Origin of the sequence: Methanorbis furvi, assembly GCF_032714615.1 — an archaeon.
Taxonomy (GTDB): domain Archaea; phylum Halobacteriota; class Methanomicrobia; order Methanomicrobiales; family Methanocorpusculaceae; genus Methanocorpusculum; species Methanocorpusculum furvi.
The window spans coordinates 18,694-41,352 of the sequence record NZ_JAWDKA010000002.1 but is presented as its reverse complement, the minus strand read 5'-3'; the positions used below and the strand labels follow the sequence as shown (position 1 = coordinate 41,352).

Annotated in this window: 23 protein-coding genes; 10 read left to right on the top strand and 13 right to left on the bottom strand. The window is 51.4% G+C overall.

Annotation, left to right across the window (positions count from 1 at the left end; genetic code table 11):
* Positions 1-150: 150 nt before the first annotated feature.
* Together McpAg1_RS01900 and McpAg1_RS01895 are read left to right on the top strand one after the other, a co-directional pair.
* Entirely contained in the window at positions 151-558 is a 408-nt protein-coding gene (locus tag McpAg1_RS01900; protein WP_338093596.1) for a metal-dependent transcriptional regulator, read from the top strand.
* Positions 559-599: 41 nt separating this feature from the next.
* Positions 600-896, top strand: coding sequence for a hypothetical protein (locus tag McpAg1_RS01895; protein ID WP_338093595.1), 297 nt, complete (start codon positions 600-602; stop codon positions 894-896).
* 208 nt (positions 897-1,104) lie between these two features.
* Here the strand turns inward: McpAg1_RS01895 and McpAg1_RS01890 are convergent, their stop codons facing one another.
* Together McpAg1_RS01890 and McpAg1_RS01885 are read right to left on the bottom strand one after the other, a co-directional pair.
* Entirely contained in the window at positions 1,105-1,785 is a 681-nt protein-coding gene (locus McpAg1_RS01890) for a small multi-drug export protein (protein ID WP_338093594.1), read from the bottom strand.
* Between the two features lie 24 nt (positions 1,786-1,809).
* Complete coding sequence (locus tag McpAg1_RS01885; RefSeq protein ID WP_338093593.1) at positions 1,810-2,565, bottom strand: small multi-drug export protein; 756 nt, start codon at positions 2,563-2,565, stop codon at positions 1,810-1,812.
* A gap of 109 nt (positions 2,566-2,674) precedes the next feature.
* On the opposite strand from McpAg1_RS01885, the gene McpAg1_RS01880 reads away from it, so the two are divergent.
* Positions 2,675-3,160, top strand: a complete 486-nt coding sequence (locus McpAg1_RS01880) for a GNAT family N-acetyltransferase (protein ID WP_338093592.1) — start codon at positions 2,675-2,677, stop codon at positions 3,158-3,160.
* Positions 3,161-3,164: 4 nt separating this feature from the next.
* Here the strand turns inward: McpAg1_RS01880 and McpAg1_RS01875 are convergent, their stop codons facing one another.
* From McpAg1_RS01875 to McpAg1_RS01855, 5 genes are all read right to left on the bottom strand, one after another.
* Complete coding sequence (locus tag McpAg1_RS01875) at positions 3,165-3,575, bottom strand: bactofilin family protein (RefSeq protein WP_338093591.1); 411 nt, start codon at positions 3,573-3,575, stop codon at positions 3,165-3,167.
* A 69-nt stretch (positions 3,576-3,644) separates the two neighbouring features.
* Positions 3,645-4,505, bottom strand: coding sequence for a geranylgeranylglycerol-phosphate geranylgeranyltransferase (locus McpAg1_RS01870; protein ID WP_338093590.1), 861 nt, complete (start codon positions 4,503-4,505; stop codon positions 3,645-3,647).
* Between the two features lie 40 nt (positions 4,506-4,545).
* Positions 4,546-5,124, bottom strand: coding sequence for a hypothetical protein (locus McpAg1_RS01865; protein WP_338093589.1), 579 nt, complete (start codon positions 5,122-5,124; stop codon positions 4,546-4,548).
* 1 nt (position 5,125) lies between these two features.
* Positions 5,126-6,130, bottom strand: a complete 1,005-nt coding sequence (locus tag McpAg1_RS01860; protein ID WP_338093588.1) for a TFIIB-type zinc ribbon-containing protein — start codon at positions 6,128-6,130, stop codon at positions 5,126-5,128.
* The gene (locus McpAg1_RS01855; RefSeq protein ID WP_338093587.1) at positions 6,127-6,888 is read right to left on the bottom strand and encodes a TFIIB-type zinc ribbon-containing protein; all 762 of its coding nucleotides are present in this window, start codon (positions 6,886-6,888) and stop codon (positions 6,127-6,129) included. Before McpAg1_RS01855 ends, McpAg1_RS01860 begins: the two co-directional genes overlap by 4 nt.
* Before the next feature lie 265 nt (positions 6,889-7,153).
* Here McpAg1_RS01855 and McpAg1_RS01850 point away from each other — a divergent pair, with 265 nt between their 5' ends.
* Complete coding sequence (locus McpAg1_RS01850) at positions 7,154-7,684, top strand: hypothetical protein (protein WP_338093586.1); 531 nt, start codon at positions 7,154-7,156, stop codon at positions 7,682-7,684.
* A gap of 308 nt (positions 7,685-7,992) precedes the next feature.
* Positions 7,993-8,925, top strand: a complete 933-nt coding sequence (locus McpAg1_RS01845) for a tetratricopeptide repeat protein (RefSeq protein WP_338093585.1) — start codon at positions 7,993-7,995, stop codon at positions 8,923-8,925.
* Positions 8,926-8,947: 22 nt separating this feature from the next.
* Here the strand turns inward: McpAg1_RS01845 and yciH are convergent, their stop codons facing one another.
* From yciH to tes, 4 genes are all read right to left on the bottom strand, one after another.
* Positions 8,948-9,253, bottom strand: a complete 306-nt coding sequence (gene yciH, locus McpAg1_RS01840; RefSeq protein WP_338093584.1) for a stress response translation initiation inhibitor YciH — start codon at positions 9,251-9,253, stop codon at positions 8,948-8,950.
* Positions 9,254-9,334: 81 nt separating this feature from the next.
* Positions 9,335-9,967 (bottom strand): DUF2115 domain-containing protein, encoded by a 633-nt coding sequence (locus tag McpAg1_RS01835; RefSeq protein ID WP_338093583.1) that lies wholly within the window; start codon positions 9,965-9,967, stop codon positions 9,335-9,337.
* Position 9,968: 1 nt separating this feature from the next.
* Positions 9,969-12,116 carry a Tex family protein gene (locus McpAg1_RS01830; RefSeq protein WP_338093582.1) on the bottom strand — a complete coding sequence of 716 codons (2,148 nt, stop codon included), beginning with the start codon at positions 12,114-12,116 and terminating at the stop codon, positions 9,969-9,971.
* Between the two features lie 386 nt (positions 12,117-12,502).
* The gene (tes, locus tag McpAg1_RS01825) at positions 12,503-13,987 is read right to left on the bottom strand and encodes a tetraether lipid synthase Tes (protein WP_338093581.1); all 1,485 of its coding nucleotides are present in this window, start codon (positions 13,985-13,987) and stop codon (positions 12,503-12,505) included.
* A gap of 100 nt (positions 13,988-14,087) precedes the next feature.
* On the opposite strand from tes, the gene McpAg1_RS01820 reads away from it, so the two are divergent.
* The 4 genes from McpAg1_RS01820 (at position 14,088) to argF (ending at position 17,605) form a co-directional block, all read left to right on the top strand.
* Positions 14,088-14,645, top strand: coding sequence for a CDP-2,3-bis-(O-geranylgeranyl)-sn-glycerol synthase (locus tag McpAg1_RS01820; RefSeq protein WP_338093580.1), 558 nt, complete (start codon positions 14,088-14,090; stop codon positions 14,643-14,645).
* Positions 14,646-14,839: 194 nt separating this feature from the next.
* Positions 14,840-15,352: an orotate phosphoribosyltransferase gene (gene pyrE, locus McpAg1_RS01815; protein WP_338093579.1), complete on the top strand. Its 513-nt coding sequence runs from the start codon at positions 14,840-14,842 to the stop codon at positions 15,350-15,352.
* Between the two features lie 46 nt (positions 15,353-15,398).
* A complete protein-coding gene (purD, locus tag McpAg1_RS01810; protein WP_338093772.1) occupies positions 15,399-16,691 on the top strand; it encodes a phosphoribosylamine--glycine ligase in 1,293 nt (430 codons plus the stop codon).
* Positions 16,688-17,605, top strand: coding sequence for an ornithine carbamoyltransferase (gene argF / locus McpAg1_RS01805; protein WP_338093578.1), 918 nt, complete (start codon positions 16,688-16,690; stop codon positions 17,603-17,605). The genes purD and argF overlap by 4 nt, the downstream gene beginning before the upstream one ends.
* 480 nt (positions 17,606-18,085) lie before the next feature.
* Here argF and McpAg1_RS01800 read toward each other — a convergent pair whose 3' ends face one another.
* Entirely contained in the window at positions 18,086-19,234 is a 1,149-nt protein-coding gene (locus McpAg1_RS01800) for an energy-coupling factor ABC transporter ATP-binding protein (RefSeq protein WP_338093577.1), read from the bottom strand.
* Positions 19,231-21,036: an energy-coupling factor ABC transporter permease gene (locus tag McpAg1_RS01795; RefSeq protein ID WP_338093576.1), complete on the bottom strand. Its 1,806-nt coding sequence runs from the start codon at positions 21,034-21,036 to the stop codon at positions 19,231-19,233. Before McpAg1_RS01795 ends, McpAg1_RS01800 begins: the two co-directional genes overlap by 4 nt.
* A 178-nt stretch (positions 21,037-21,214) precedes the next feature.
* On the opposite strand from McpAg1_RS01795, the gene McpAg1_RS01790 reads away from it, so the two are divergent.
* Positions 21,215-22,546 carry a cobyrinic acid a,c-diamide synthase CobB gene (locus McpAg1_RS01790; RefSeq protein ID WP_338093575.1) on the top strand — a complete coding sequence of 444 codons (1,332 nt, stop codon included), beginning with the start codon at positions 21,215-21,217 and terminating at the stop codon, positions 22,544-22,546.
* Positions 22,547-22,659 lie beyond the last annotated feature (113 nt).

The following is a 22,659-nucleotide window of genomic DNA, read 5'->3' as shown; positions in this document are numbered from 1 at the left end:
TTTATTCGGGAGCGATGATGCAGCCGAAGATGTTTCGGGTTTTTTCAAAACATCCGAAAATTCGCAAAGCAAATGCTCATAATCTTGCGTGAGAAAACTTAGTAGCACATGGATGTGATCCCGCAAGCGCCACATTGTAAACGCCTGACTATGAAGGAGGAGGATTATCTTGAGGCAATCCTCAATGTTTCAGCAGAGAAGGGTTATGCTAAAACACGGGACGTCGCTGACGAGCTGGATCTGTCGCCTCCTTCGGTTGTGGAGATGTTTGCAAAGCTTGATCACAAGAAACTGGTGGTCTACCGCAAGTACGAAGGGGTCACGCTAACAGATTCGGGCCGGGCGATTGCTGAGCAGATCAAGTACCGCCATGATGTGCTGGTGGAGTTTCTCCGGCTGATTGCGGTGCCCGGGGAGATTGCTGAGAAGGATGCATGTTTCATGGAGCATGAGCTGAACGCGGTGACGATTCGGAAGATAAAACAGTTCGTTGAGTATGTGGGCAGCACGAAGTCCGCCCATGCAGAGCTGAAGCGGTTTACTGAGTTTTGTAAGTGATTATTTTTTGAAACGCGAAGAACGCTAATAGCGCGAATCGCATGCCTTTGGCCTGCTCACCGCTTCGCGGAATAAAAAAATCGCCAATGGCGATTTTTCAAAAGAAAAAAATCATCTGCATTTTTTCGAACAGAGAAATTTGTCTAAAAAATAATTTTGGTAATTTTTTAAAAATCGTCAATGGAAATTTTTCAAAAGAAAAAAATCATCTGCATTTTTCGAACAGAGAAATTTGTGCGAAAAATAATTTTGGTAATTTTTTAAAAATCGCCAATGGAAATTTTTCAAAAGAAAAATCATTTGCATTTTTCGAACAGAGAAATTTGTCTAAAAAATAATTTTGGTAATTTTTTAAAAATCGCCAATGGAAATTTTTCAAAAGAAAAATCATTTGCATTTTTCGAACAGAGAAATTTGTCTAAAAAATAATTTTGGTAATATTTTAAAAATCGCCATTGGCGATTTTTTATTCGCGCTATTCCGCGAAGCGGTGAGCAGGCCAAAGGCATGCGATTTGCGCTATTCGCGTTTCATCGCAGTTCCTCATCACGACCCGAACCGTTTCTGCGTGTACCGCTGCCAGAGTTTCCAGCACCCGACCGCAAAACCAATCACCACAATCACCGCAATAACCGCAAACAAGGGATTCATCATCCACAAATTGATGATGAACTGCATGCCAACAGCCATCGTCAGCGTTGCAAGAACACTTCCCACGAACACAATTGTTAACAAAATCCGCGGTGGCACAGACAACAGTCTTCCAACAATAGTTGTGTTGATCGCACTCGAACCCATGAATGGAATGTACATAAACAGAAACAGACCGATCAGCGACAGCCCTTCAATCCAGCGATGCTTCTGTAAAATCTCATTCGTCTTCTTCGTAAAGTATCGAAGAAGCCTGCCCAGAAGCGGAATGCGGAGCAGCAGATCAAAATTGTACGCGATAATTACTCCAAGCACCATATCGCTCGCAATAACACCGACCGTAATCTGCCACCAGGAGATACCAAGCGCCATGGCAATTGGCACGATACTTTCCTTGCCAAACCCGGGCATGATGTAGGCAGCAAGACATCCTGCCAACTTGTAGAACTCGCCGGCAGGCGACGTCAGATAAAGCAGCAGCAGCACAGCACCAAACACTGCCAGAACTCCGCCCGACATCAGCAGCCGAATACGCAGGGTCGGCTGATAATATGGAGTAATGGCGTCTTCGGTCATAGAATACTGACGTAGTATATGCGCTTAGGAAAGAAAATCTTCTTCATCTGCATCACAGCCGCATGCAGGATTTTTCGGGGAAAACCGCTTCGTATACCGGTGCCACAAAACCGCGAGTACAATAACAGCAGCTGCGATCAAAACAATTGCAAGCACCGCATACCATGGGTTAATCTGCCAGAGATCCAGAACCGCAGCCGAACCAAACGCGATCGTCAGCGTCGACAAAATACTGCCGAGCGTCACAATCCAGAACACCGTTATCCTTCGCATGCCAAAAAGCTGGCCGAGAATGGTGGAGTTCGTTGCGCCTGAACCCTGCAGCGGGATGTACATGAAGATCAGCAGACCCACATGCGACAGCTGTTCGATCCAGGGACTTTTCTTGCGGACCTTGTTCGCCCCTTCCGTGAATCGGTGAATAAGTCCGCCGACAAACGGAATCTTTTGCAGCAGATCAAAGTTGAGCGCAATTATAAGACAACTGCAGATGTCCATTAAGATAATGCCTGAGCTGATGATCCATGCAGGAAACCCAAGACCCATGGATATAGGAATGATTGTTTCCTTGCCGAACGGCGGCACAAGATAGGCGATGAGAAGCCCGGCAATTATCAGAAACTTTTCGCTCGGCTGACCAAGAAGGCCGCCTTCCGGCGGATACACAAACCACAGAAACACAATAAATGCACCGTAGAGAGCGAGCGGACCACCCAGAAAAACAAGCCGGCGAAGGATAATCCTCGCCCATTCCTGTGTAGTACGTCCTTCTTCAGCCATAAATGATACTTATATAGATGGCATGGCAGGCATAAAGGGTTATGGGAAAGGAAAAGCCCGGAACAATTTCCTGACACATATATACGAATCCTGACCAATAAAAAAAACAATGGAGATCATCTGCAAACCCTACACATCAGATGACGAAAACAAAGTCACCGCCATCTGGAACGATATAGTACTTGACGCAAACGCATTTCCTCAGGAAACTGTACTCACACAAAACGAAGCAGACACATTCTTCAGATCCCAGACCGCAACCTTCTGTGCATTCGCAGACAATGAGCTCGCAGGATTTTACATCCTGCATGACAACAATGTCGGACGCTGCTCGCACACCGCAAACGCGTCCTACGGCGTTGCCAAAAAGTTCCGCGGGTGCGGCGTTGGAAAAACTCTTGTTGCAGACTCACTTACAAAAGCAAAAGAGTGCGGCTATCATGGACTTCAGTACAACGCAGTCCTGAAATCAAACTACGGAGCAGTCACCCTCTACCTCAAACTCGGATTCAATGTGATCGGAACAATTCCGAACGGGTACCGCAAAAACGATGGAAGTTTTGAAGACCTGCTGATCTTCCACAAAACACTCTGAAAAATTAGTGATTGATCACGCGGGTGTTTCTACCCATCAGTTTCCCGCAGTGAACCTTGCCCATCACCAGAATATTTTCCCCATGCACCTCATCAGACACAATGCCTGGGCGGAGCAGCACATTGCCGTTTGACTTCACCACACGCACGCGGGCACCATCGCAGATCGTTACCTGTTCGGTATCTGACACCAGCTCCCCTTCCACCAGACAGCCGCGGGAGATAACAGCCCCGTTACAGGTAATATTTCCCCCGACCCGTGACCCCACACCAAGCGAAAGATTACCGGTGACCACAAGATCTCTCCAGAACTGGGTTTTTGGAGGCACGATAAAATCCCCGTCAATTTTAACAGACTCCTTAAAATAGGAACCTCGTTCTGCCAGATAAGTCCTGTCCTTTACAAAAACTTTCATCGATACCTCTGTTACGTATAATAACCTTCTTTTTCACGGTATTAATATGTTGTCCATTGCTCGGTTTCTTCAGAACAATGGAGAAATGATACCGTACCACAACTCCATCACAAGAAACAGAAAGAGTGCCGCAAACATTCCGTACTTGATCAGACTCGTGGACCGTGCGGCAATCAGTTCCGCTGGAGTTTTGCAGCGGACAGATTTTGCCGCAGCATACAAAATGAACAGATCAATCACCGCAATTGCCGCAAGATACAGGGCACCCCAGCGTGAATACGGAACAACGCTTGCACAGATCGCACACGCAATCAGGATGACTGAAACGTAACCGCTCTTCTGCACTCCAAGAATCATCGGAAGTGTGCGGGCCCCGCCCGCCGCGTCCCCCTCGATATCTTCGGCTGCCTTGAGAATCTCGCGGGCAAGCGTTCCAAAGAAGGTGATCGCAAACAGCGGCAGCGTAACAATAAACGACTCAGGGCCAACAAGAACTCCGCCGAAGAGGAAGATGCTTCCTGAAAGATATGCAACCGAAAGATTTCCCAGCAGCGGCATTTTCTTCAGCTTCGCCGCGTACGCAATCAAAAGAATTGTGTTTACCACAGCTATTGCAAGACACCAGAAGTTGGTTGCAAAGCTTACGAGAATACCAACGGCAAACAAAACTCCCGCCCACACCGCAGCATTGCGGGGAGAAAGTGCGCCTGATGGAATCGGGCGGTCGGGCCGGTTAATCGCATCGATATCCCGATCAAAGTAATCATTGAGCACATTGCCCGCACCACAGATTACGGTCACAATCACAAAAAGGGCAAGAGCGGAAAAAATATTGGTTCCTGATGCGATCAAGTAAGCAATGATCGCCGTAATACCGGAAATTACCGCGTTTGCCGGACGAATAATCGTAACGTAGGCGGAGAGGCTCATCAACTACTGTTTTGTTGTAGAACCTGAAAAAGGGAAGGTATCAGACTGCGGGACTCAGGTTGTCCCCGCGTCTGATGAAAGGAACATAATACAGCTCATGACCGCGAACCGCAAAATTGTACTCAATATCCTGCAGAGTTCCGGAAAGATCAACCTCATGCTTCAGGAAAAGAAACTCAGCATCCTTCTCCGCGATCTTGGAGTTTTTCACCGCAGGCAGATGAGGGACACGGCGGAAGTCCTGAATCTCTTCAGCTTTGGGCATTGATCTGCTGAACTCAAGGTTCCATCCGGCAGTCCTTCGCGGCATCAGATCTGCTGCGCAGACATAGAAACTGCATAAGCCCCGCATGGGTTTTTTCGTGATCCGCAGAAACCCGCCGACCGTATCACAGCGGGTGACCGTGATATCAGTGTCAATTCTCCAGAACGGAAGGTAGACAAGATCCTTGTTCTCAGACTTCGGCGCAAGAATGTGGGGAACAACTTCGCCCACATCACTGTCTAAAAATTCCATCGTTTTTCTGCATGCCGGACAGAAGAGGATGAGGTCAGCCTCTTTTGCTTTCAGCGGAGAACCGCAGGCGCGGCAGTACAGATTTTTTACCAGCAGTGCCATGTTATCGTGTAATCTCCCGGACAGTTTTCTGTCCAAATCTTTTGGTCGAAAGTGAGATGCCGCCGGTGAGTTTTCCTTCGGTGACTTCTGATCCAAATCTGAACATCCAGTAGCCGGCAAGAACGAGAATGAGACCCATCACTATGCCGCCTAAACCGGCGAGGGCGTAGTCAGAGCCAGAGTATAGGGCGTACGCAACTCCTGCTCCGGCACAGATTCCACCAAAGCCTGAACCAAGACCCGCGGCGAGTGCCTGATACGTCTGGTCGCCGGGCGCCCGACCGGAGACCGGAGTTCCCGCAACACCGTCAAGCACCACAAAATAGTCGCGTTCCCGGTACTGATACCGAATAATCCAGTAAGGATAGTAGAGAAGCGAGAACTCGCGGGGCACGCAGAATGTTTTGGAGAATGTCATGGTTTCAATGCCTGCTGATGCGCGGCGGTATGCTTCCATCCTGATGTCGGTGTCTGCCTGATCGTAGGCTTCATCACGCGATGAGGTTGTTTCAAAGACTGGTATATCACCGTCAGCGTACGGCAGAAGTTTTCCGTGCGGGTTGGGCGGAACTGCAATGCCGAGGTCACCGGTCTGACAGGCGATGACCGACCAGACATACTCACCGTCCGAGCTTTCTTCGTGATGCGTGGTATGCGTGTGGCCGTCTTTGTCGGTGTGCTCGGAGTAACCGCAGGCAATTGCTTTGCCGGTTCCAATCAATCGCCAGAACGGCAGGTACATGGGAAATATTTCGGTGATGACGGCAGACGCCGCAAGGTCGCGGGCTTTGGGGAATGTGCCAAACCATTTTCGCGCGAAAGTTTCGGCAGCGGTTTCGGTGACTTCCATTTTGTACATGAACCGCGTAATGCCGGCATCATCTGCGATTACCGCAAGTGCCGAGCTGCAGTACGGACAGAATGCGAGCCGGTTTCCTTCGGCGATTTCAATAGTTCCACCGCAGGCAGGACAGGAGAGGCCGACAAGGAGGTTTGCATCGCTCATTGTTTTGCTCCTCCGTCAGGTGTTTTGACAACTGCCCGACCGGTGAACATAGCAAGCGCAGCTCCGGCAAAAGCAAGCACATAGAATATCGGTGTTATGGTGAAACCGAGAATGCCGCCGATGAAGGCGAGAAGAAATCCTCCGCCGACGACAAGAGCGTAGGGCGCGGCAGATCTCCCGGGAAATCCTGCGGTGTAGACGCGGCCTGAGGTTCCTCCCATTACCGAGATGTAGTCCACGCCCTGATACCGGTAGTGAAACACGTAGAAGGGGAGGTAGAGAAGCGCCTGTTCTTTTGCAGTTCCCGGGAGGTCTGCAAGATAGGTCTCGACGCTGATCTCTGGAGTGATTATTTCTGCTCCTTTGGTAGAGATGGAGGAGTCAAACACCTTCACATCGCCCGGAGGAATGATCTGGCTCTGAAGACCCGGAAGTGTTGTTCCCTTTGCCGGTTTGATGATGGATTTTTCCTGGCCCTTGATTGTTCTGCGGAAGAGAAAGACCGGGAAGTAGATCTTTTCAACTGAAGTAATCTCCGCAGTCTGTTCAAGATCTTTGGCGAGCGAAGGGCCTGCGCACCAGCGGCGAAACACTGCACGGGCTTTTTCTTCGTCCAGAATGAAGGGCATGATGTAGTTGAAAATGACACTGCTTCGGTCGATGTAGATGACGGTCTGGCAGGAGTCACAGGTGACATACTGTTTGCCGTGTTCGGCACGTACCGGAGCGCCGCATTTCGGGCAGCGGAGTTGCGACATGATTAGAGTATGTTTGGACGGGATGTGTGGTTAAACTGTTGGATATTTTGAGAGAAATGTTCCATTCGAAACATCTCTTGCTTCAAAAACACCATAACAAATAAACCACATATTGATATACATAATTTTGACATCCAAACGATGCAGACCCGGCCAATCACAGGGAAAATCATGCCCAAACAAGAAGACGTATTAGTTGTCATGCCACACTACTACTCAATAGTACTCCAAACGAGTACAGATACAACAATGGAGATTTCAAATAATGACGCTTGACAGCAGCAGTGGAGACCCCTCAAACGGAAAAGAGGATAGCACACTTTCGTTGTCAGAAGAAACGAAGCTGCGGCAGGTTTTTTGCCCGGGATGCTTTGAAGAGATGGCAAAAGAGGAGCTGATCGGAAACAAATGTCCGCTCTGCGGATACCGGCTCGACCTTGAAGACCTCGACGAAGAGATCAGCGGAGACAGCGACGAAGAGCTCGTATGGATGCTGACACAAAATCTCCAGCGCTCGCTTCTTGAATGGCTGATGAACATGGGAGCAGCACCCCTCGCAGCATACAGAATTGCATCAAGAATCTGTGAACGCGAAGACATCCCGACTAAAAGCGGAAAAACAACAGCGTTCACCTTCACCGCACGCATGACCCCTGAAGAAAAAATGCAGGAAAAGCGATGCAAAATCTGCGGCAAAACATTTACCTCGGAAGGAAGGAAGATCATCTCCGGCGATCTCTTCGACCCGGAACCAACAGTCGAGTACTTCTGCAACGGCTGCCGGCCACAGAACTAATTTTTTTTTATTTTTTTCGAATACAGTTAATTCGGTGAGTGGTGCATTACGATTTTTTTGTGTTGCCCACGGAACACACGGAACACACGGAAATTTCACGGAAAAAACATCACGGAGCAGACGTGAACAACACGGAATTCAATTTGTTTTTATTTCTGTGATGTTCACGTCTGCTCCGTGATGTTTTTCCGTGAAGCTCAGTGTTTTCCGATTTTCCGTGGGCGGAGCTACGAAGCGGTAATGTGAGCGATTCAAAGTTAAGGTGAAAAAGGCTATCCCTCAGCGCCTCATAATGGTAAATCATATTCATGGGACTCTTTGACCGGATCAAAAAAACCGAAAGCACCAAAGATACACAAGCTGCCGACTCTGCCAGATACTACAGCGACGCAATCTCTTACCTTCGGTACGACCGATACAACGACGCCTTATGGTGTCTTGACAAAGCAATTACCGCAGACCCAAACAATGCTCCTGCATGGAACGACAAAGGACGAATCCTCGCCTCCCGCGGAAAACGCGACGAAGCAGTCCTCTGCTACGACAAAGCAATAGAACTGCGGCCCACAACCGCCGTCTACTATCACAACAAAGGCGACACGCTTGCATCCTTTGGAGAAAATGAAGCAGCCGACATATGTTTCACCGAGGCTCTGAAGCACGAACCAAACAACGTCGTCTACCTCACCAGCCATGCACGAATGCTTGCTGCCGCAAAAAATTACAAAGAAGCAGACGCCGTTATGGTCTGCGTCTGCGAACTTGAACCGCGGGCGCCCGAACACTGGTTCAACCGGGCGACAATGCTGTATGAAGCAGGAAAACTCGAAGACTCCATCGCCTGCTACTCGGCAGTCATCGAAATAGCTCCCGGACACGCAGTAAGCTACTTCAACTGCGGCAACGCATACCGCGAACTCGGCGACTATGAAAAAGCCGTCTACTTCTACGACCGCGCCCTCAAATATGACCGGACCATGACCGGAGCCATGAACAACAAAGGGCTTTCACTCAGCTGTCTTGGAAAACACCTCGAAGCCTACGACTGTTTCCGCCGGGTCCTCATCGCACTCCCAAACGCTCCTGACATCTGGTACAACAAAGGCTACGAACTTCTCATGCTCGGCGAAAAATCCGACGCAGTTGAAGCATTCAACACCGCCCTCTCGCACTGCACCGAACAAGACGCAGAGCTCATCACACGTATCCAGACGGAAAAACGCAAGGCCGAATCGGCCTGAAAAATATTTTTATTGATTCGGATCAGCTGATATTATCGATGCTGTATCCGCGGGTCGTTAAAAGTTCCTTGACCCGGTCTCGGTGGTTACCCTGAAGTTCAATGGAGTTTTCCTTGACCGTTCCACCGCAGGCAAGCCGGCCTTTAAGAAACTTGGAAAGATCCTCAAGATCGATCTCATACGGATCAAGGCCGTCAACAACGGTAACCTCTTTTCCGTAGCGTCTCTTGCTTACTTTTACGGTAATTCTTTGCTGTTCCTTTGCGACTTCTTCACAAATACAGAGTTCTTTTGGTAAACCACATTTCGGGCAGATGCCACTATTCATTGCATTACTAAGTGGTGTCCGTGAGTTAAAATAGATATTGTCTGGACCCAACGCAAAATGATCCCCGCACAACTGCCGAAATTATCCATGATAGTTGAAAAAATAGTTCTCCAACTTTTCCCCGCGTTCGACAAACTCCCGTTGTTCCCTGGTCAGCACAAGATCGCGTTCGCGACTCTGCACCGCAGGACAGAATCTGCAAAGCGTCGCGTCAACCTCTCCCTGAACCGCACGGACCGGGCAGTAATAGACGCCTTCATGCAACTCAACCGCGTAGCCGCCCGGAAACGGTGTTCCCACCGGATGAGCAGGCGAGTCTGCGATGTACATCGTGTAGGCGGCGATGAGATGCTTAAGCACGGCAAGCCGCTTTCCTGTGGTCCGGACCGCAGCGTCATTAGCAAACTCCTTCCATGACCCAAACAGACGCATGTTTGCATGAACGTCTGCGAGTTCGGCAGTCATCATCCGATGGTAGCCGTCCACAATCTGGATACGGGCAGAGTCAAGCAGAGCGTCTGCATAATCTTTCGGAACATAGGCAAGTTTCTTCGCATATCTGGCAAGCATCTCCTCCAGATCGTCGGGCGTGAACGAAGCCCCTGCGGTCTTCAGTGCAGCAAGCAGCTCGCCTTTGCGTGAGAGGAGGCTCAATGCTTCCCAGTCAACATTTTTGGTTGCGGCCGCCGTTCCTGAGCGGTTCCAAAATCCCAAATTACATCACCCGCTTGATGCTCATGCTGATCCGGCTGCGGGCAGCATCAACAGACAAAATCATCACGCGAACCTGTTTGCCGACCGAAACAATTTCGGACGGATGCGCAACAAATCTGTCGGCAAGCTCGCTGACATGCACAAGTCCGTCCTGATGAACGCCCACATCCACAAATGCGCCGAACGCGGTCACGTTGGTTACAACGCCGGGCAGCACCATGCCTTCGGCAAGATCGGAGAGTTCGTGAATCGACTGATCGAAGGAGAACTTCTCCTCGCCGGTGATGCGGATATCGCGACCCGGGTTTCCCAGCTCGTCGATGATGTCCTCAATGGTGACAAGCCCGCAGTCTTCGCTCACATACTTTTCCGGCTCGATGCGTTTGAGAAGTTCAGAGGCACCGGCAAGTCTGCCCGCAGACACGCCAAGATCTTTTGCCATACGTTCGACAAGAGAGTAGCGTTCAGGATGAATGCCAGTCATATCAAGCGGGTTGTCGCCGCCGATGATTCTGAGAAATCCTGCCGCCTGTTCAAAAGTTTTCGGACCTACACCCGGAACGTTCAGGAGCTCGCCCCGGTTTTTGAACGGACCGTTTGTTGTTCGGTAGACAACAATTTTTTCCGCGAGCGAAGGACCAATGCCTGAGACGTAGGAGAGGAGGGAGGCGCTTGCGGTGTTGAGGTTTACGCCGACTGAATTCACGATCTGCTCCACGATGTCGGCAAGTTTTGCGGCGAGCCGGTTCTGATCAACATCATGCTGGTACTGACCGACGCCCAGAGATTTCGGATCGATCTTGACAAGTTCGGCGAGAGGGTCCTGCACGCGGCGTCCGATGGAGACAGCGCCGCGAAGGGTGATGTCAAGGTCAGGGAACTCGCGTCGTGCCTCAGCTGACGCCGAGTAAACAGATGCGCCGCACTCGCTTGTGAGAAGCACCGGCAGCGGCCTGCCGAATGTGATGCCGCGGACGAACTTTTCAGTTTCGCGTCCTGCAGTTCCATTGCCAACAGCGATGATATCGATTGCATGGGTTTTGCAGAGTTGTATCAGCGCGGCTCTGGCGGCTGAAGGATTCGTCTGGGGATAGATGACGCCGGTCTCGACAACGTTTCCTGTTGCGTCAAGGCAGACGAGTTTGCAGCCGGTCCGGTATCCGGGATCAATGGCGAGCACCCGTTTTTCTCCTGCGGGTGCTGCGAGGAGAAGGTGACGGAGGTTGTCTGCAAACACAGCGATTGCTTCGGTGTCTGCACGCTCTTTGACGGTGTTGAAGAACTCGCGTTCGAGCGAGGGGAGGATTAACCTTCGGTAGGCGTCGGTTGCTGCCGCCGCGACCTCGGCGGAGGCTTCGCCGCGACCAGTCACCACCTGGGTGTGCAGGGATTTGAGGACAACATCCTCAGGCGGGGCGAGGTGAAGGCGGAGGACACCTTCGCGTTCTCCGCGCATGACGGCGAGGATCCGGTGCGATGCCGCTCTGGTGATGAGTTCGTCCCAGGCAAAGTATCCGGCATAGACTGAGGCGTCCTCAGCTTTTCCTTTGATGACGTCGGACGAAAGGTGTGCGGAGCCTGCAAAAATGCCGCGTATTTTTCCGCGGACGTCTGCGTTTTCAGAGATCTCTTCGGCAAGAATATCGCGTGCGCCTGCGAGGGCGTCTGCTGCGGTCGGTACGGCATCAGAGAGAAATGTTGCGGCGGCAATGCTCGGGGAGAGACGCGGGTCCTGCATTCTGAGGACTGCTGCGAGCGGTTCAAGCCCGCGATCTCTTGCAACACTCGCACGGGTCTGGCGTTTGGGTCGGTATGGGAGATAGATATCCTCAATTTCTGCGACGGTATCAGCTGAGAGCAGTTTGTTCTGCAGATCAGCGGTGAGTATTTTTCGTTCGCGCAGTGAGGTGAGGATGGTGCCGCGGCGGTCATCCACCTGTTTGATGCGAATTAATGCATCGCGCACTGAAGCTATGGCAACTTCGTCAAGAGAGCCGGTTGCCTCTTTTCGATATCTGGCGATGAAAGGAACGGTCGCGCCGCCGCCGAAAAGTGATGCGACTGCTGTTACGGACTCTTCTGATAGAGAGAGGGCGTCAGCAACTTTTCGGCAGAGGCGGGTTGAACCGGGTCCGGAGGAGAGGATCATAGGTGAGTACTATTTTGCACAAGGAACGGGATAAAGTTTGACAGAGAGGCAGTTTTGTTCGTAATGCCTGGGTGTTGCTCATAAATTCGTTTATTGGTGAACACGGTTTAAGATTGGACAGCTCCGCCCACGGAAAATCGGAGCACACGGAAAACACACAGAAAAAACATCACGGAGCAGACGTGAACAACACGGAACTCTCACTCGAAAAATATTATCGTACTCTCATAAAATAATTTTTGATTGTTTTTTAATTTCCGTGTTGTTCACGTCTGCTCCGTGATGTTTTTCCGTGAAACTCAGTGTGTTCCGTTTTTCCGTGGGCGGAGCTGATCAATCCCAAACGAATAAAAAAAAGAACAGCCAAATGGCTGTGATATATCAGATTACGCCTTCTTATCCGACATCGGCTGGGAATGCTTCTTCCAGACCTGCTCGCGGTAGACCGGACCGCTGTTGTAAGTACAGAACGGAATCAGTTTGCCCTCAGGTGTTGCATAATGGATGCAGCACCGCTCCACACGGTCTGTGTCGTAGTTGAAGCAGTCCATGAAATGCATCGTTCCAATGAAGAGCGCATTTTTGTGGAACTCACCGATTGAGTCGTAGTCGTGCTTGATCAGAGCATCATAAATCATCTTGTTCATATCGATCTTGACGCCGTCAACCTCGTCCTTCTCCACCATTTTCCGCATATTGTTGAGACCCGAGGCCATCGCAAGATATCTGCCGGTTTTTCCCGTGGTCTTGAACTTCTCAGCCATCGAGCTGACCTCAGTGAGGAACCTATCCACATCGATGAACCGGTTAACCGGGACAAGATCGCCTGCATCGTTCACAAACCCGTAGGTTGCCGCACCGCAGTGCGGGTGAGCGCAGAACAGAATCTGCGGCTGGTTGGTATAGGACTCAATCAGATCACAGACAGCCATCATCGACGGAACCGGATAGAAATCCGCCTGCTTGATTGCTCCGTTCGTCTGCGTTTCAATGCGTTTGGTTAGATCAGGAACGGTAACACGCTCGCGCTCGACATCATCGTTTTTCGCAGCTCCGGTAAATGCAACCGGCTGGAAGTTAATGCCGCGAATAACATCGATATTTTTGGAGGCGAACTTGATGATCTCACCAACCTCATGATCATTTTTGCCGTTGATAACGGTCGGAACAAGCACAATACCGAGATCTGCCTTGCGGCAGTTTTCGATTGCCGGAAGACTGGTCTTCTCCAGAAGCGGATTGGTTTCCCTGGTAACGCCGTCGAAGTGGAGGTATACCGTGGACAGTCCTGCGTCGCGGAGCTGTTTTGCCAGTTCAGGATTCTGTGCAAGCTTGACACCGTTTGAAGCCATCTGCACCTGAGAGAACCCGAGTTCCTTGGCCTTCCTGATGATATCAGCCAGGTCCTCGCGCATGGTCGGCTCGCCGCCGGCAAGCTGAACAGCCGGGCAGGGAACCGGCTCCTCACTTCTGAGAACCTCGAACATGGAGACGATCTGCTCAAACGTCGGCTCATATATATATCCGCAGGCGCGTGCGTTTGCAAAGCAGAATTCGCATTTCAGGTTGCAGCGGTTGGTGACATCAACATTTGCAAGGAGGGTTCCTGATTTGTGGTGAGCGCAGAGTCCGCACCGCTGGGTACATTCTCCGGGAGTGTCGCAGTTCGGGTTGTAGACGCCGCGGCCGGAGCGATCATACTGATCGAACCGGTAGTACATCGCCGCATCCGACCAGTAAAGAGAACGTGTTTCCCCATGATCCGGACAGGTCCGGTGGATCCAGACTGCACCGTCTTCTTCCGTGACGGTCGCAGGCAACAGCCTGCCGCAAGCAGGACATATGCTTTTTGTTTCTTTGATGATTTTCATAGACCCGCGTTTCTCCTTGGGTCTGACGGTTCGTCCGCCAGAATGTAAGTTATTATATCTTTCTGCTTTCTATTAAATAAACTATGGATAGTGTTAACGGATGATTGTAGAGACGGTTATTGCAATTTTGGCAACTTTCGTCTCTGCTTTCTGGATTATGGTGCCTGCGTATGTGGCGAATGCCGGGGCAGTGCCGTTCGGCGGCGGCACACCGGTTGACTTTGGGAAATGTGCAAAGGACGGGCGCAGATATCTGGGCGACGGAAAGACATGGCGCGGGCTTATCGGGGGCATTTTTGTTGGTGTGCTGTTTGGCCTTTTGCAGATTTTTCTGGCAACAACATTTCACTGGGACTGGCTGCCGCAGCAGACGATTGTGACGATTACAGCCCTTGCAACAGGTGCGCTTCTGGGGGACATGGTGAAGAGTTACTTCAAGCGCAGGTCAGGGAAGGGGCGCGGGGAAAAGTGGCCGATCGCAGACATGTATGATCTGGTCGCAGGGTCGCTGATTCTTCTGGTAATCTGTGCATGGCCGTGGGTAATGGAGTACATCACGATCTGGGTATTTATTGCAATTCTTATCTGGACGCCTCTGCTGCACCGCGGGGCAAATATTATCGGGTATCTGATTGGAATCAAACAGGTTCCCTGGTAATTACTTTTTTTGAGATATCTAAGGGAGCGGGATTTTTCTGTCTTTGGTTACCCCAAACACCGTCAGACTCAAAATCCCACAAACAAAGTTAATGACTTTTCAGACCAAATGATCAAACTCACAATCGTGCACAACACTGAAGTTATAGCACGACCAACAATTCACAATATTTGATCAGGAGATACACTGACATCATGGCAAATCCGGTATTAGAACTGTTAATTCAATATAAAGCTGTGGAATTCGGGGATTTTACTCTGGCATCCGGGGCCAAAAGCACATACTACGTAGATGTAAAAACAGCAATCATGCAGCCGGCACTGCTGGGCGAAATTGCAAAAGAGGTCGCAGAACGCTACGAGTTTGAAGTAGTCGCAGGCGTTGCGGTCGGCGGAGTCCCGCTTGCAGTCGCAGTCTCTCTTGCAAGCGGAAAATCATGCGCAATTATTCGTGCCGCGGCAAAAGATCACGGCAAAAGCGAGATGGTAATCGGTGACGTCGCAGGAAAACGCGTCCTGTTAATCGAGGATGTAACCACCTCCGGCGGCAGCTCAAAATATGGAGTTGACGAACTGCGCAAAGCCGGCGCCATAATCGACTCCGTAGTCTCGGTTGTCGACCGCGACGGCGGGGCAGCCGCACTGCTTGCAGCTGACGGCGTCGCCCTGCACCCGCTCGTAAAAGCAAACGAACTGCTGAACCACTGAAAATTTACCAGAAAATATTTTTGAGAACAAGAGGATGGATATAAAGATGAGAATACTTGTTGTGGGTGGCGGCGGACGGGAACACGCTATTGCTGCTGCACTGTCAAAAAATACCAATACTGAACTGTACTGCGTAATGGCCAAGAAAAATCCCGGAATCGCAAAACTCTGCCGTGAGGTTTTGATCCACCCGGAAACCGATGCCGAAGCAGTCGTAGCATTTGCAAAACAGCACAATATATTATATGCTGTAATGGGTCCCGAAGCACCGCTCGCTTCAGGCGTCTCTGACGCGCTGACAGCTGCCGGCATCGGCTGCGTCGGCCCGTCAAAAAATGCTGCACGCATCGAAACCGATAAAGGATTCTGTCGCAGTCTGATGCAAAAACATAAAATCGACGGCTGTCCGGCATACAAACTCTGCCAGACTCCTGAAGAGGCTGCCGAGTACATCAGAGCCTACTCTGGCGACCTCGCCGTAAAACCGACCGGTCTCACCGGCGGCAAAGGTGTGAAAGTCATGGGCGAACAGGTTGACCGCGAAGGAGCGGTTGAGTATGCAATGACCCTCAAAAATCAGACGATCATCCTTGAAGAACGGCTGCTTGGCGAAGAGTTCACGCTGATGGCGTTCGTGGACGGAAAAACTCTCGTCCCGATGCCGCTCGTGCAGGATCACAAACGCGCGTTCGACGGCGACAAAGGCCCCAACACCGGCGGCATGGGTTCCTACACACTTGCGGACCACAAGTTCCCGTTCGTAACCGATGCAGACTATGCCGCAGCGTTTTCGATCATGCAGGCAACCGTTGACGCGCTTGCCAAGGAAGGATGCCCCTACAAAGGAGTGCTCTACGGCCAGTTCATGAACACGGCAACCGGCCCGAAGGTGATCGAGTACAATGCAAGGTTCGGCGACCCTGAGGCGATGAACGTGCTGACCCTGCTTGAGTCAGACTTCGTAACCATTGCAGAGCACATTATTGCAGGAACGCTCTCGGCAAAGGACGTCTCGTTTGCAAAAAAAGCGACGGTCTGTAAGTATATTGTGCCGCAGGATTACCCGGAAAATCCGCATGCTGGTGACAAAATCACCGTCGGAGCACATGAAAACACCATTCTCTACTACGCAAATGTGGTTGAGGAGAACGGTGTATTAAAGACCCAGACCTCGCGAACGATGGCATTTGTTGGTGTGGGGAGCAGCCTTGCAGACGCTGAAGCAGCAGCAGAGGCTGCATGCAGAAACGTCTCCGGCAACGTCCGTCACCGGACTGATATTGGAACTGAGGAACTGTTTGCCAAGAGGATTTCGCACATGAAGGAGCTGCGCGGATGAAGAAGGATTTTCTGTCGATTACGGATTTATCCTGCGAGGAGTACGATGATATCCTGACGCTTGCGTCACGGATGAAGCGCCAGCGGTATGCAGGGGTTCCCCACCCGCTGCTTGCAGGAAAAACGCTCGCGATGATCTTTGAGAAGGCGTCGACCAGAACACGGATCTCGTTTGATGTGGGTATGTATGATCTCGGCGGGTATGCGCTGTATCTGAACTCGCGGGACACGCAGCTTGGACGCGGTGAAACGATTGCAGATACTGCACGGGTGATGTCTCGGTATGTGCACGGGGTAATTATGCGGACGTTTAAGCATGAGACGATCACAGAATTTGCGAAGTACTCGTCAATTCCTGTTATCAATGCACTTTCCGACAAGGAGCATCCCTGCCAGATTATGGCTGACTCGTTGACGCTGAAGGAGAAGTTCGGCGAGCTTCAGGGTTTGAAAATTGCATGGATTGGTGATGGGAACAATGTCTGCAACTCGCTGATTATGGCGTCGGTTCAGACCGGTATGGAGATTGCGGTGGCAACGCCGAAAGGTTATGAGCCTGATCCCGAGGCGGTGCAGTTTGCACGCGATAACGGCGGTAAAATTGTTACCTATGATGATCCAACCAAGGCTGTTGCTGATGCGCATGCAATTTATACGGATACTTGGATCTCGATGGGCGAGGAGGATATTAAGGATCTGAAGCTGAAGGACTTCAACGGTTTCTGTCTTGATATGCCGCTCCTGAAGCGTGCAGCACCCGATGCAATAGTGCTCCACTGCCTTCCGGCCCACCGCGGTGAGGAGATCACCGATGAGGTGCTTGATTCGATGCAGAGCGGTGTGTGGGATCAGGCGGAAAACCGTCTGCACGCACAGAAGGCAGTTCTTGTGCGGCTGATGGGACAAAATATCTAATTTTTTCGCAAAACAATCTTTGTCGTTTGTCGTTGATGATTTTTCAGATGAGGAGGATCTTTTTTTCGTTTTGTTGATTTTCGCCCGCGATGAGTGATATTTATCTGATGAGTTCCAAATATAAACAACATGGGTGCAGAAAGCAGCACATCAGTCAGGATCACGGCTGATGGCTGCGGAAGGTCGGGGTCGGTTTTTTTTCATGATGACAAACGACAAACATTTGAGTTTTGGTATGATGGGCAGGATATATATCTGAAACACGAATCGCACGCCGTTCCGTCGTGCTCACTGCTTCACAGAATAGCGCGAATCGCATGCGGCCTGCTCACCGCTTCGCGGAATAAAAAAAATCACCAATAGCGATTTTTTTATCTTTATGAGTCCCTGAATACCTCTATCTAAAAATAAGTAACTTGATAATTTTCTAAAAATCGCCATTGGCGATTTTTTATTTGTGCTATTCACGTTTCGAAATATTCACACCCGCACGACCGGCACAGAAATCCCGCTCTCCTCGGCAAACAGCCGTGCCCGCAGTTCCACGCGGTCCAGCATTCCTCCGCAGGTCAGAATCAGCGTATCTTCGCCGGTCATCGCCGCAAGCAGGCACTTATCCACAACACCGTACGTATAATCCGGTGAATGACCCGCATCATGGCAGAAACGCTTTGCCCGCGTCCCCATCGCTCCCATGCGGCGGGAAGAATGCTCAGCACACAGCGTGTCAAGCCCTTCTTTCGTGAGAACATCAGTATCTGCAACAAACACCGTGCCGAATTTTCTCTCCTTCGATGGAACACCCTCAATCAACTGCGTCATCTCAGGAATTCCCTTCGGCGGCACATCAGCATCCACCAGACTCCTGCGGGAAAGCTCCATATACAAATCCAGCAGAACCGGCGGCGTCAGCCGGGCAGACCGCATCAACTCGCGATCCGTAAACACCGCAGCGGGTGTTCCCTGATGCAGCAGCTCTCCGCCGCCCAGCAAAATCACCTCATCAGCCCAGCGGTACGCAAGCTCCACATCATGTGTAGACAACAGAATCGTTGTCCCATCCTCATGCAGCTCATCCAAAAGATCCATGATCTCAGCCGCAGTAGCAGGATCCAGCGACGCAGTCGGCTCATCAGCCACCAAAATCTCCGGCTTCATCGCTAAAATTCCAGCGATCGCCACACGTTTTTTTTCCCCGCCTGACAGATGATGCGGCGCACGCCGCTCATAACCGGCGAGACCAACCGCAAACAGCGCATCAGAAACACGCGATCGGATCTCATCTTCAGGCAGCCGCAGGTTCGCCGGCCCGAACGCCACATCAGCATACACACTCGGCGCAAACACCTGCGCGTCCGAGTTTTGAAACACCAGCCCAACCGCGATTCTGACACGCCGGAGAGACGAGCGGTCATACTCAATCTCAGCCCCATCGACTCGCACAGACCCTTTTTCCGGAACAAGCGTCCCGTTGCACATCAGAAGAAGCGTCGTCTTGCCAGCCCCGTTCGGACCGACAACAGCCACTTTTTTGCCGCGTTCAACCGCAAACGAAATCCCCGAAAGAGACGGGGGACGAGCAGGGTACGAGTACCACACATCATCAAACTCCAAAACATAATCGCTCATACAAACCTCCATTCAAAAATCAACAGCAGAAACGCCGCAACTAAAAACATCGTGACCGCGAACACGGACACGGGCGTCGCACGGCTCTCCTCTTCAGGCAGCACCATACACCCGTCATAACAGCGGGAGTCCATCGACAAAAATATCGCCTCGCCGCGATCCCAGCTGCGGATAAACAGCATGGATGCAAGCATCGAAAACGAACTGATCCAGTTTCTGAACGAACCATACCCGCCCCGCATCACCTGCGCATTGTGAATGCTGATGGCCTCCCCGATAAACACAAAGATGTATCGATAAATCAGCATCGCCAGATCCACAAACTCCTGCGGGAACCGCAGACTCTTCAGGACTTCAAACAGCGAGGTCATCGGTGTCGTGAGCGCCAGGAAGAAAAGACAGCACATGCCGGCAAGCGTCCGCGACAGCACAAGAAATGAGAGCGCAACAGAGTTGGTGGTGATCGAAAGATGCAGGGGACCAATCGTGAAAAGGTCCGCCAATGTTTCGCCGCCGCCGGTGATGAAAAGAATCACCAGAGCTCCGGTACCGGCAAATGCTACCGGAATCATCAGAAGAGATGCATACAGGTGCAGGCTCACTTTTGCAAGAATGAATGACGCGGCAATCATCACTCCGGCAATAAACAGCGGAACATACGGCAGCGGTGACGTCACGGCGATGATAATTGACGCAACGCACAGCACCAGTTTCAGCCATGCAGGAACATGCCGCAGAGGACTTGCCATTGCGGCATCGTCAAGGATGTGCTCGTCAAAGATGGTGTGTTTCTGTTCCCCACACCGTCCTTTGGCACAGCTGGTCCGGTAGCGCAGCCAGTAGAGACATGCGATCACAATCACAGTTCCAATAGCTGCCTGCAAAGCAAACAGCCAGCCGTGCATCTCTTCAGAGAACAGACTGCCTGCTTCAAACCAGGGAACAACGCCCGCCCCTTCAAGCGTGCCGGCAACAATATCATCAGTTCCGGGCTGGGTTCCATACACTGCAAACGAGAATGCGAGAATCGCTGTTATCAAAACAACAAGAATGCCGACCCACAGCCATTTGCGGGAGTTGGGCAGTGCGGCATCCGCGTCACAGACGCCGCCGAGTGTTTTGGTTTCCGTGCGGGAAAGGATGCCAAGGCTCACAAAAATCTCCGGCTTTACGGTGATGACCAGCCGCATCAGAAGAACGATAGCGATTCCTTCGACTACGGCGAGCGGAATCTGGGTGATGCCGAAAATTCCAATGTAGAGGAGAAATGTTGCGAGGATGCCGCCGTCAGCGGCAGGGTAGGCAAGGGCAAGCTGTAGCGAGGTCATCGCGTACGTTGCGAGGTCGGCAGCTGCGGCGGCAGAAAACATGGTTATCGTGAAGCTCCGCACCGAAAACTCAGGAGTGATCAAGTGCCCAAACCGGAATATCATGCAGGCGGCGAGGGGTCCTATGATTCCCATCGCAACAATGTTTGCGCCAAGTGTTGTGAGACCTCCGTGCGCAAGAAACAGTGCCTGAAACACGAGAACGACCGTGCAGAAGACAGACGTGATGGCAGGACCGAACAGGACGGATCCAAATCCGGTTCCGGTCGGGTGGGATGATGAGCCCAGGGATGGTATTTTAAGTGATGAGAGGATAAACACAAATGCACCGGCGAGTCCGAGAAGAGGAAGGGTTTCCGGACGCTGCCGTACGAGCTTTGTGAAGGCGGCAATGCCTGCAACGACGCAGACGGCGGCAATGATTGTCCAGATTTGCCACCAGGGCCCGGGAAGAAAGCCTTCCATGATATGCATAGATCAGAAACACCAATTTATTTGCCGTAGCAAAACATTACTATAGTAATTTCAGACACAATGATTTAAGGTATGCGATTATGAGGGATGATGCAGGCTCAATGTTTTTGAATACAACAGAACATCCAAAGGACGACCGCACAGATGAGGCGACACCAAAAATGCGTGGGGAGAAAAGATGACAACTATTCCAAGAGTTGTGATTGCCGGAACGCACAGCGGATGCGGGAAAACGACAACAACTTCAGGCATTATGGCGGCGCTTGTTGCCCGCGGTCTGGTGGTACAGCCGTTCAAGGTCGGCCCTGATTTTATCGATCCTTCGCATCATGCGATTGTGTGCGGACGCGAGTCGCGGAATCTTGATCCGTTTATGATCGGGGAGGAGGGAGTACGCGACTGTTTTGTGCGGGCATGCGAAGGAGCAGATATTGCGGTTATTGAAGGGGTGATGGGGCTGTATGACGGAGTAGACGGGTCGGACTGTTCGAGTACAGCACACGTGGCGCGGCTGCTTGATGCACAGATTATTCTGGTTGTTGATGTGAAGGGGATGTCCCGCAGTGCTGCGGCGTTGGTGAAAGGTTACGCTGAGTACGACCCGCGACTGAAGTTTGCCGGCGTGATTATGACGAAGGGTGGGTCTGACCGGCACCGCGCCATGGCAACGAATGATATCACGCTGCCGCTGCTTGGATGGATGCCGAGAACGGATGATCTTTTGGTGGAGAGCCGGCATCTTGGTCTGGTGATGGGGGAGGAGGATGCTCGCATGAGATTTGTCGGAGAGTTTGTGGAGGAGCACTGCAATCTTGATGCGATCCTTGCGGCGGCAGAAGAGACGAGCGAGATCTCTTCGTCAATGCAGGAGCCGGGTGGAGCACGGGATGCCAGGGTAAAGATCGGGGTGGCAATGGATGCAGCGTTCTGTTTTTATTACCGTGACAACTTTGATTTTCTGCGTTCCGCAGGAGCCGAGCTGAGATTTTTTTCGCCAATCAGTGACGCGCTGCCGGAGGCGGATCTCTATTATTTCGGCGGCGGGTATCCTGAGCTGCATGCTGAGGCGCTGTCTCGTTCACGGTGCAAAAATGATCTTGTGCGTGCGGCTGATGCAGGGAAACCAATATTTGGTGAGTGCGGCGGTCTGATGTGGCTGTCTCGCAGTATCACGACAGCGGACGAAACGGTTCACAAAATGGCAGGACTGATTGATGCAGACGCGGTGATGGAGAAGCGGTTTGTTGCCCTGAACTATGTGGTCGGGAAAACGGTTGCAAATTCAGCAGTGTTTCCGGCGGATATGCGGTTCCGCGGCCATGAGTTCCATTACTCGCGAACCACACCAGATGCGGACGTGCGGTATCTGTTTTCTCTTGAGCGGGGAGCAGGCATTGACGGACGCGGGAACGATGGGATGATCGCAGGGACGACGGTCGCGGGGTATACGCATATGTACTTCGGGAGAGGTGTTGCTGAGGCGCTCTGCCGGGTGGCTGGGAAAGAGTAAAGGGTTGGTTAATAATTTCATTGATGGGAAATTTCTGTATGTGGTTTCGCTTTGGGTAACCACGGAATGCACAGAAATATCACGGAGCTTCACTGAAAATCGCATACCTTTGG

Excerpts from the sequence above, each read along its gene's own strand:
- McpAg1_RS01900 (WP_338093596.1), top strand. The coding sequence starts at position 151 with ATGAAGGAGGAGGATTATCTTGAGGCAATCCTCAATGTTTCAGCAGAG.
- McpAg1_RS01895 (WP_338093595.1), top strand. The coding sequence starts at position 600 with ATGCCTTTGGCCTGCTCACCGCTTCGCGGAATAAAAAAATCGCCAATG.
- McpAg1_RS01890 (WP_338093594.1), bottom strand. The coding sequence starts at position 1,785 with ATGACCGAAGACGCCATTACTCCATATTATCAGCCGACCCTGCGTATT.
- McpAg1_RS01885 (WP_338093593.1), bottom strand. The coding sequence starts at position 2,565 with ATGGCTGAAGAAGGACGTACTACACAGGAATGGGCGAGGATTATCCTT.
- McpAg1_RS01880 (WP_338093592.1), top strand. The coding sequence starts at position 2,675 with ATGGAGATCATCTGCAAACCCTACACATCAGATGACGAAAACAAAGTC.
- McpAg1_RS01875 (WP_338093591.1), bottom strand. The coding sequence starts at position 3,575 with ATGAAAGTTTTTGTAAAGGACAGGACTTATCTGGCAGAACGAGGTTCC.
- McpAg1_RS01870 (WP_338093590.1), bottom strand. The coding sequence starts at position 4,505 with ATGAGCCTCTCCGCCTACGTTACGATTATTCGTCCGGCAAACGCGGTA.
- McpAg1_RS01865 (WP_338093589.1), bottom strand. The coding sequence starts at position 5,124 with ATGGCACTGCTGGTAAAAAATCTGTACTGCCGCGCCTGCGGTTCTCCG.
- McpAg1_RS01860 (WP_338093588.1), bottom strand. The coding sequence starts at position 6,130 with ATGAGCGATGCAAACCTCCTTGTCGGCCTCTCCTGTCCTGCCTGCGGT.
- McpAg1_RS01855 (WP_338093587.1), bottom strand. The coding sequence starts at position 6,888 with ATGTCGCAACTCCGCTGCCCGAAATGCGGCGCTCCGGTACGTGCCGAA.
- McpAg1_RS01850 (WP_338093586.1), top strand. The coding sequence starts at position 7,154 with ATGACGCTTGACAGCAGCAGTGGAGACCCCTCAAACGGAAAAGAGGAT.
- McpAg1_RS01845 (WP_338093585.1), top strand. The coding sequence starts at position 7,993 with ATGGGACTCTTTGACCGGATCAAAAAAACCGAAAGCACCAAAGATACA.
- yciH (WP_338093584.1), bottom strand. The coding sequence starts at position 9,253 with ATGAATAGTGGCATCTGCCCGAAATGTGGTTTACCAAAAGAACTCTGT.
- McpAg1_RS01830 (WP_338093582.1), bottom strand. The coding sequence starts at position 12,116 with ATGATCCTCTCCTCCGGACCCGGTTCAACCCGCCTCTGCCGAAAAGTT.
- tes (WP_338093581.1), bottom strand. The coding sequence starts at position 13,987 with ATGAAAATCATCAAAGAAACAAAAAGCATATGTCCTGCTTGCGGCAGG.
- McpAg1_RS01820 (WP_338093580.1), top strand. The coding sequence starts at position 14,088 with ATGATTGTAGAGACGGTTATTGCAATTTTGGCAACTTTCGTCTCTGCT.
- pyrE (WP_338093579.1), top strand. The coding sequence starts at position 14,840 with ATGGCAAATCCGGTATTAGAACTGTTAATTCAATATAAAGCTGTGGAA.
- purD (WP_338093772.1), top strand. The coding sequence starts at position 15,399 with ATGAGAATACTTGTTGTGGGTGGCGGCGGACGGGAACACGCTATTGCT.
- argF (WP_338093578.1), top strand. The coding sequence starts at position 16,688 with ATGAAGAAGGATTTTCTGTCGATTACGGATTTATCCTGCGAGGAGTAC.
- McpAg1_RS01800 (WP_338093577.1), bottom strand. The coding sequence starts at position 19,234 with ATGAGCGATTATGTTTTGGAGTTTGATGATGTGTGGTACTCGTACCCT.
- McpAg1_RS01795 (WP_338093576.1), bottom strand. The coding sequence starts at position 21,036 with ATGCATATCATGGAAGGCTTTCTTCCCGGGCCCTGGTGGCAAATCTGG.
- McpAg1_RS01790 (WP_338093575.1), top strand. The coding sequence starts at position 21,215 with ATGACAACTATTCCAAGAGTTGTGATTGCCGGAACGCACAGCGGATGC.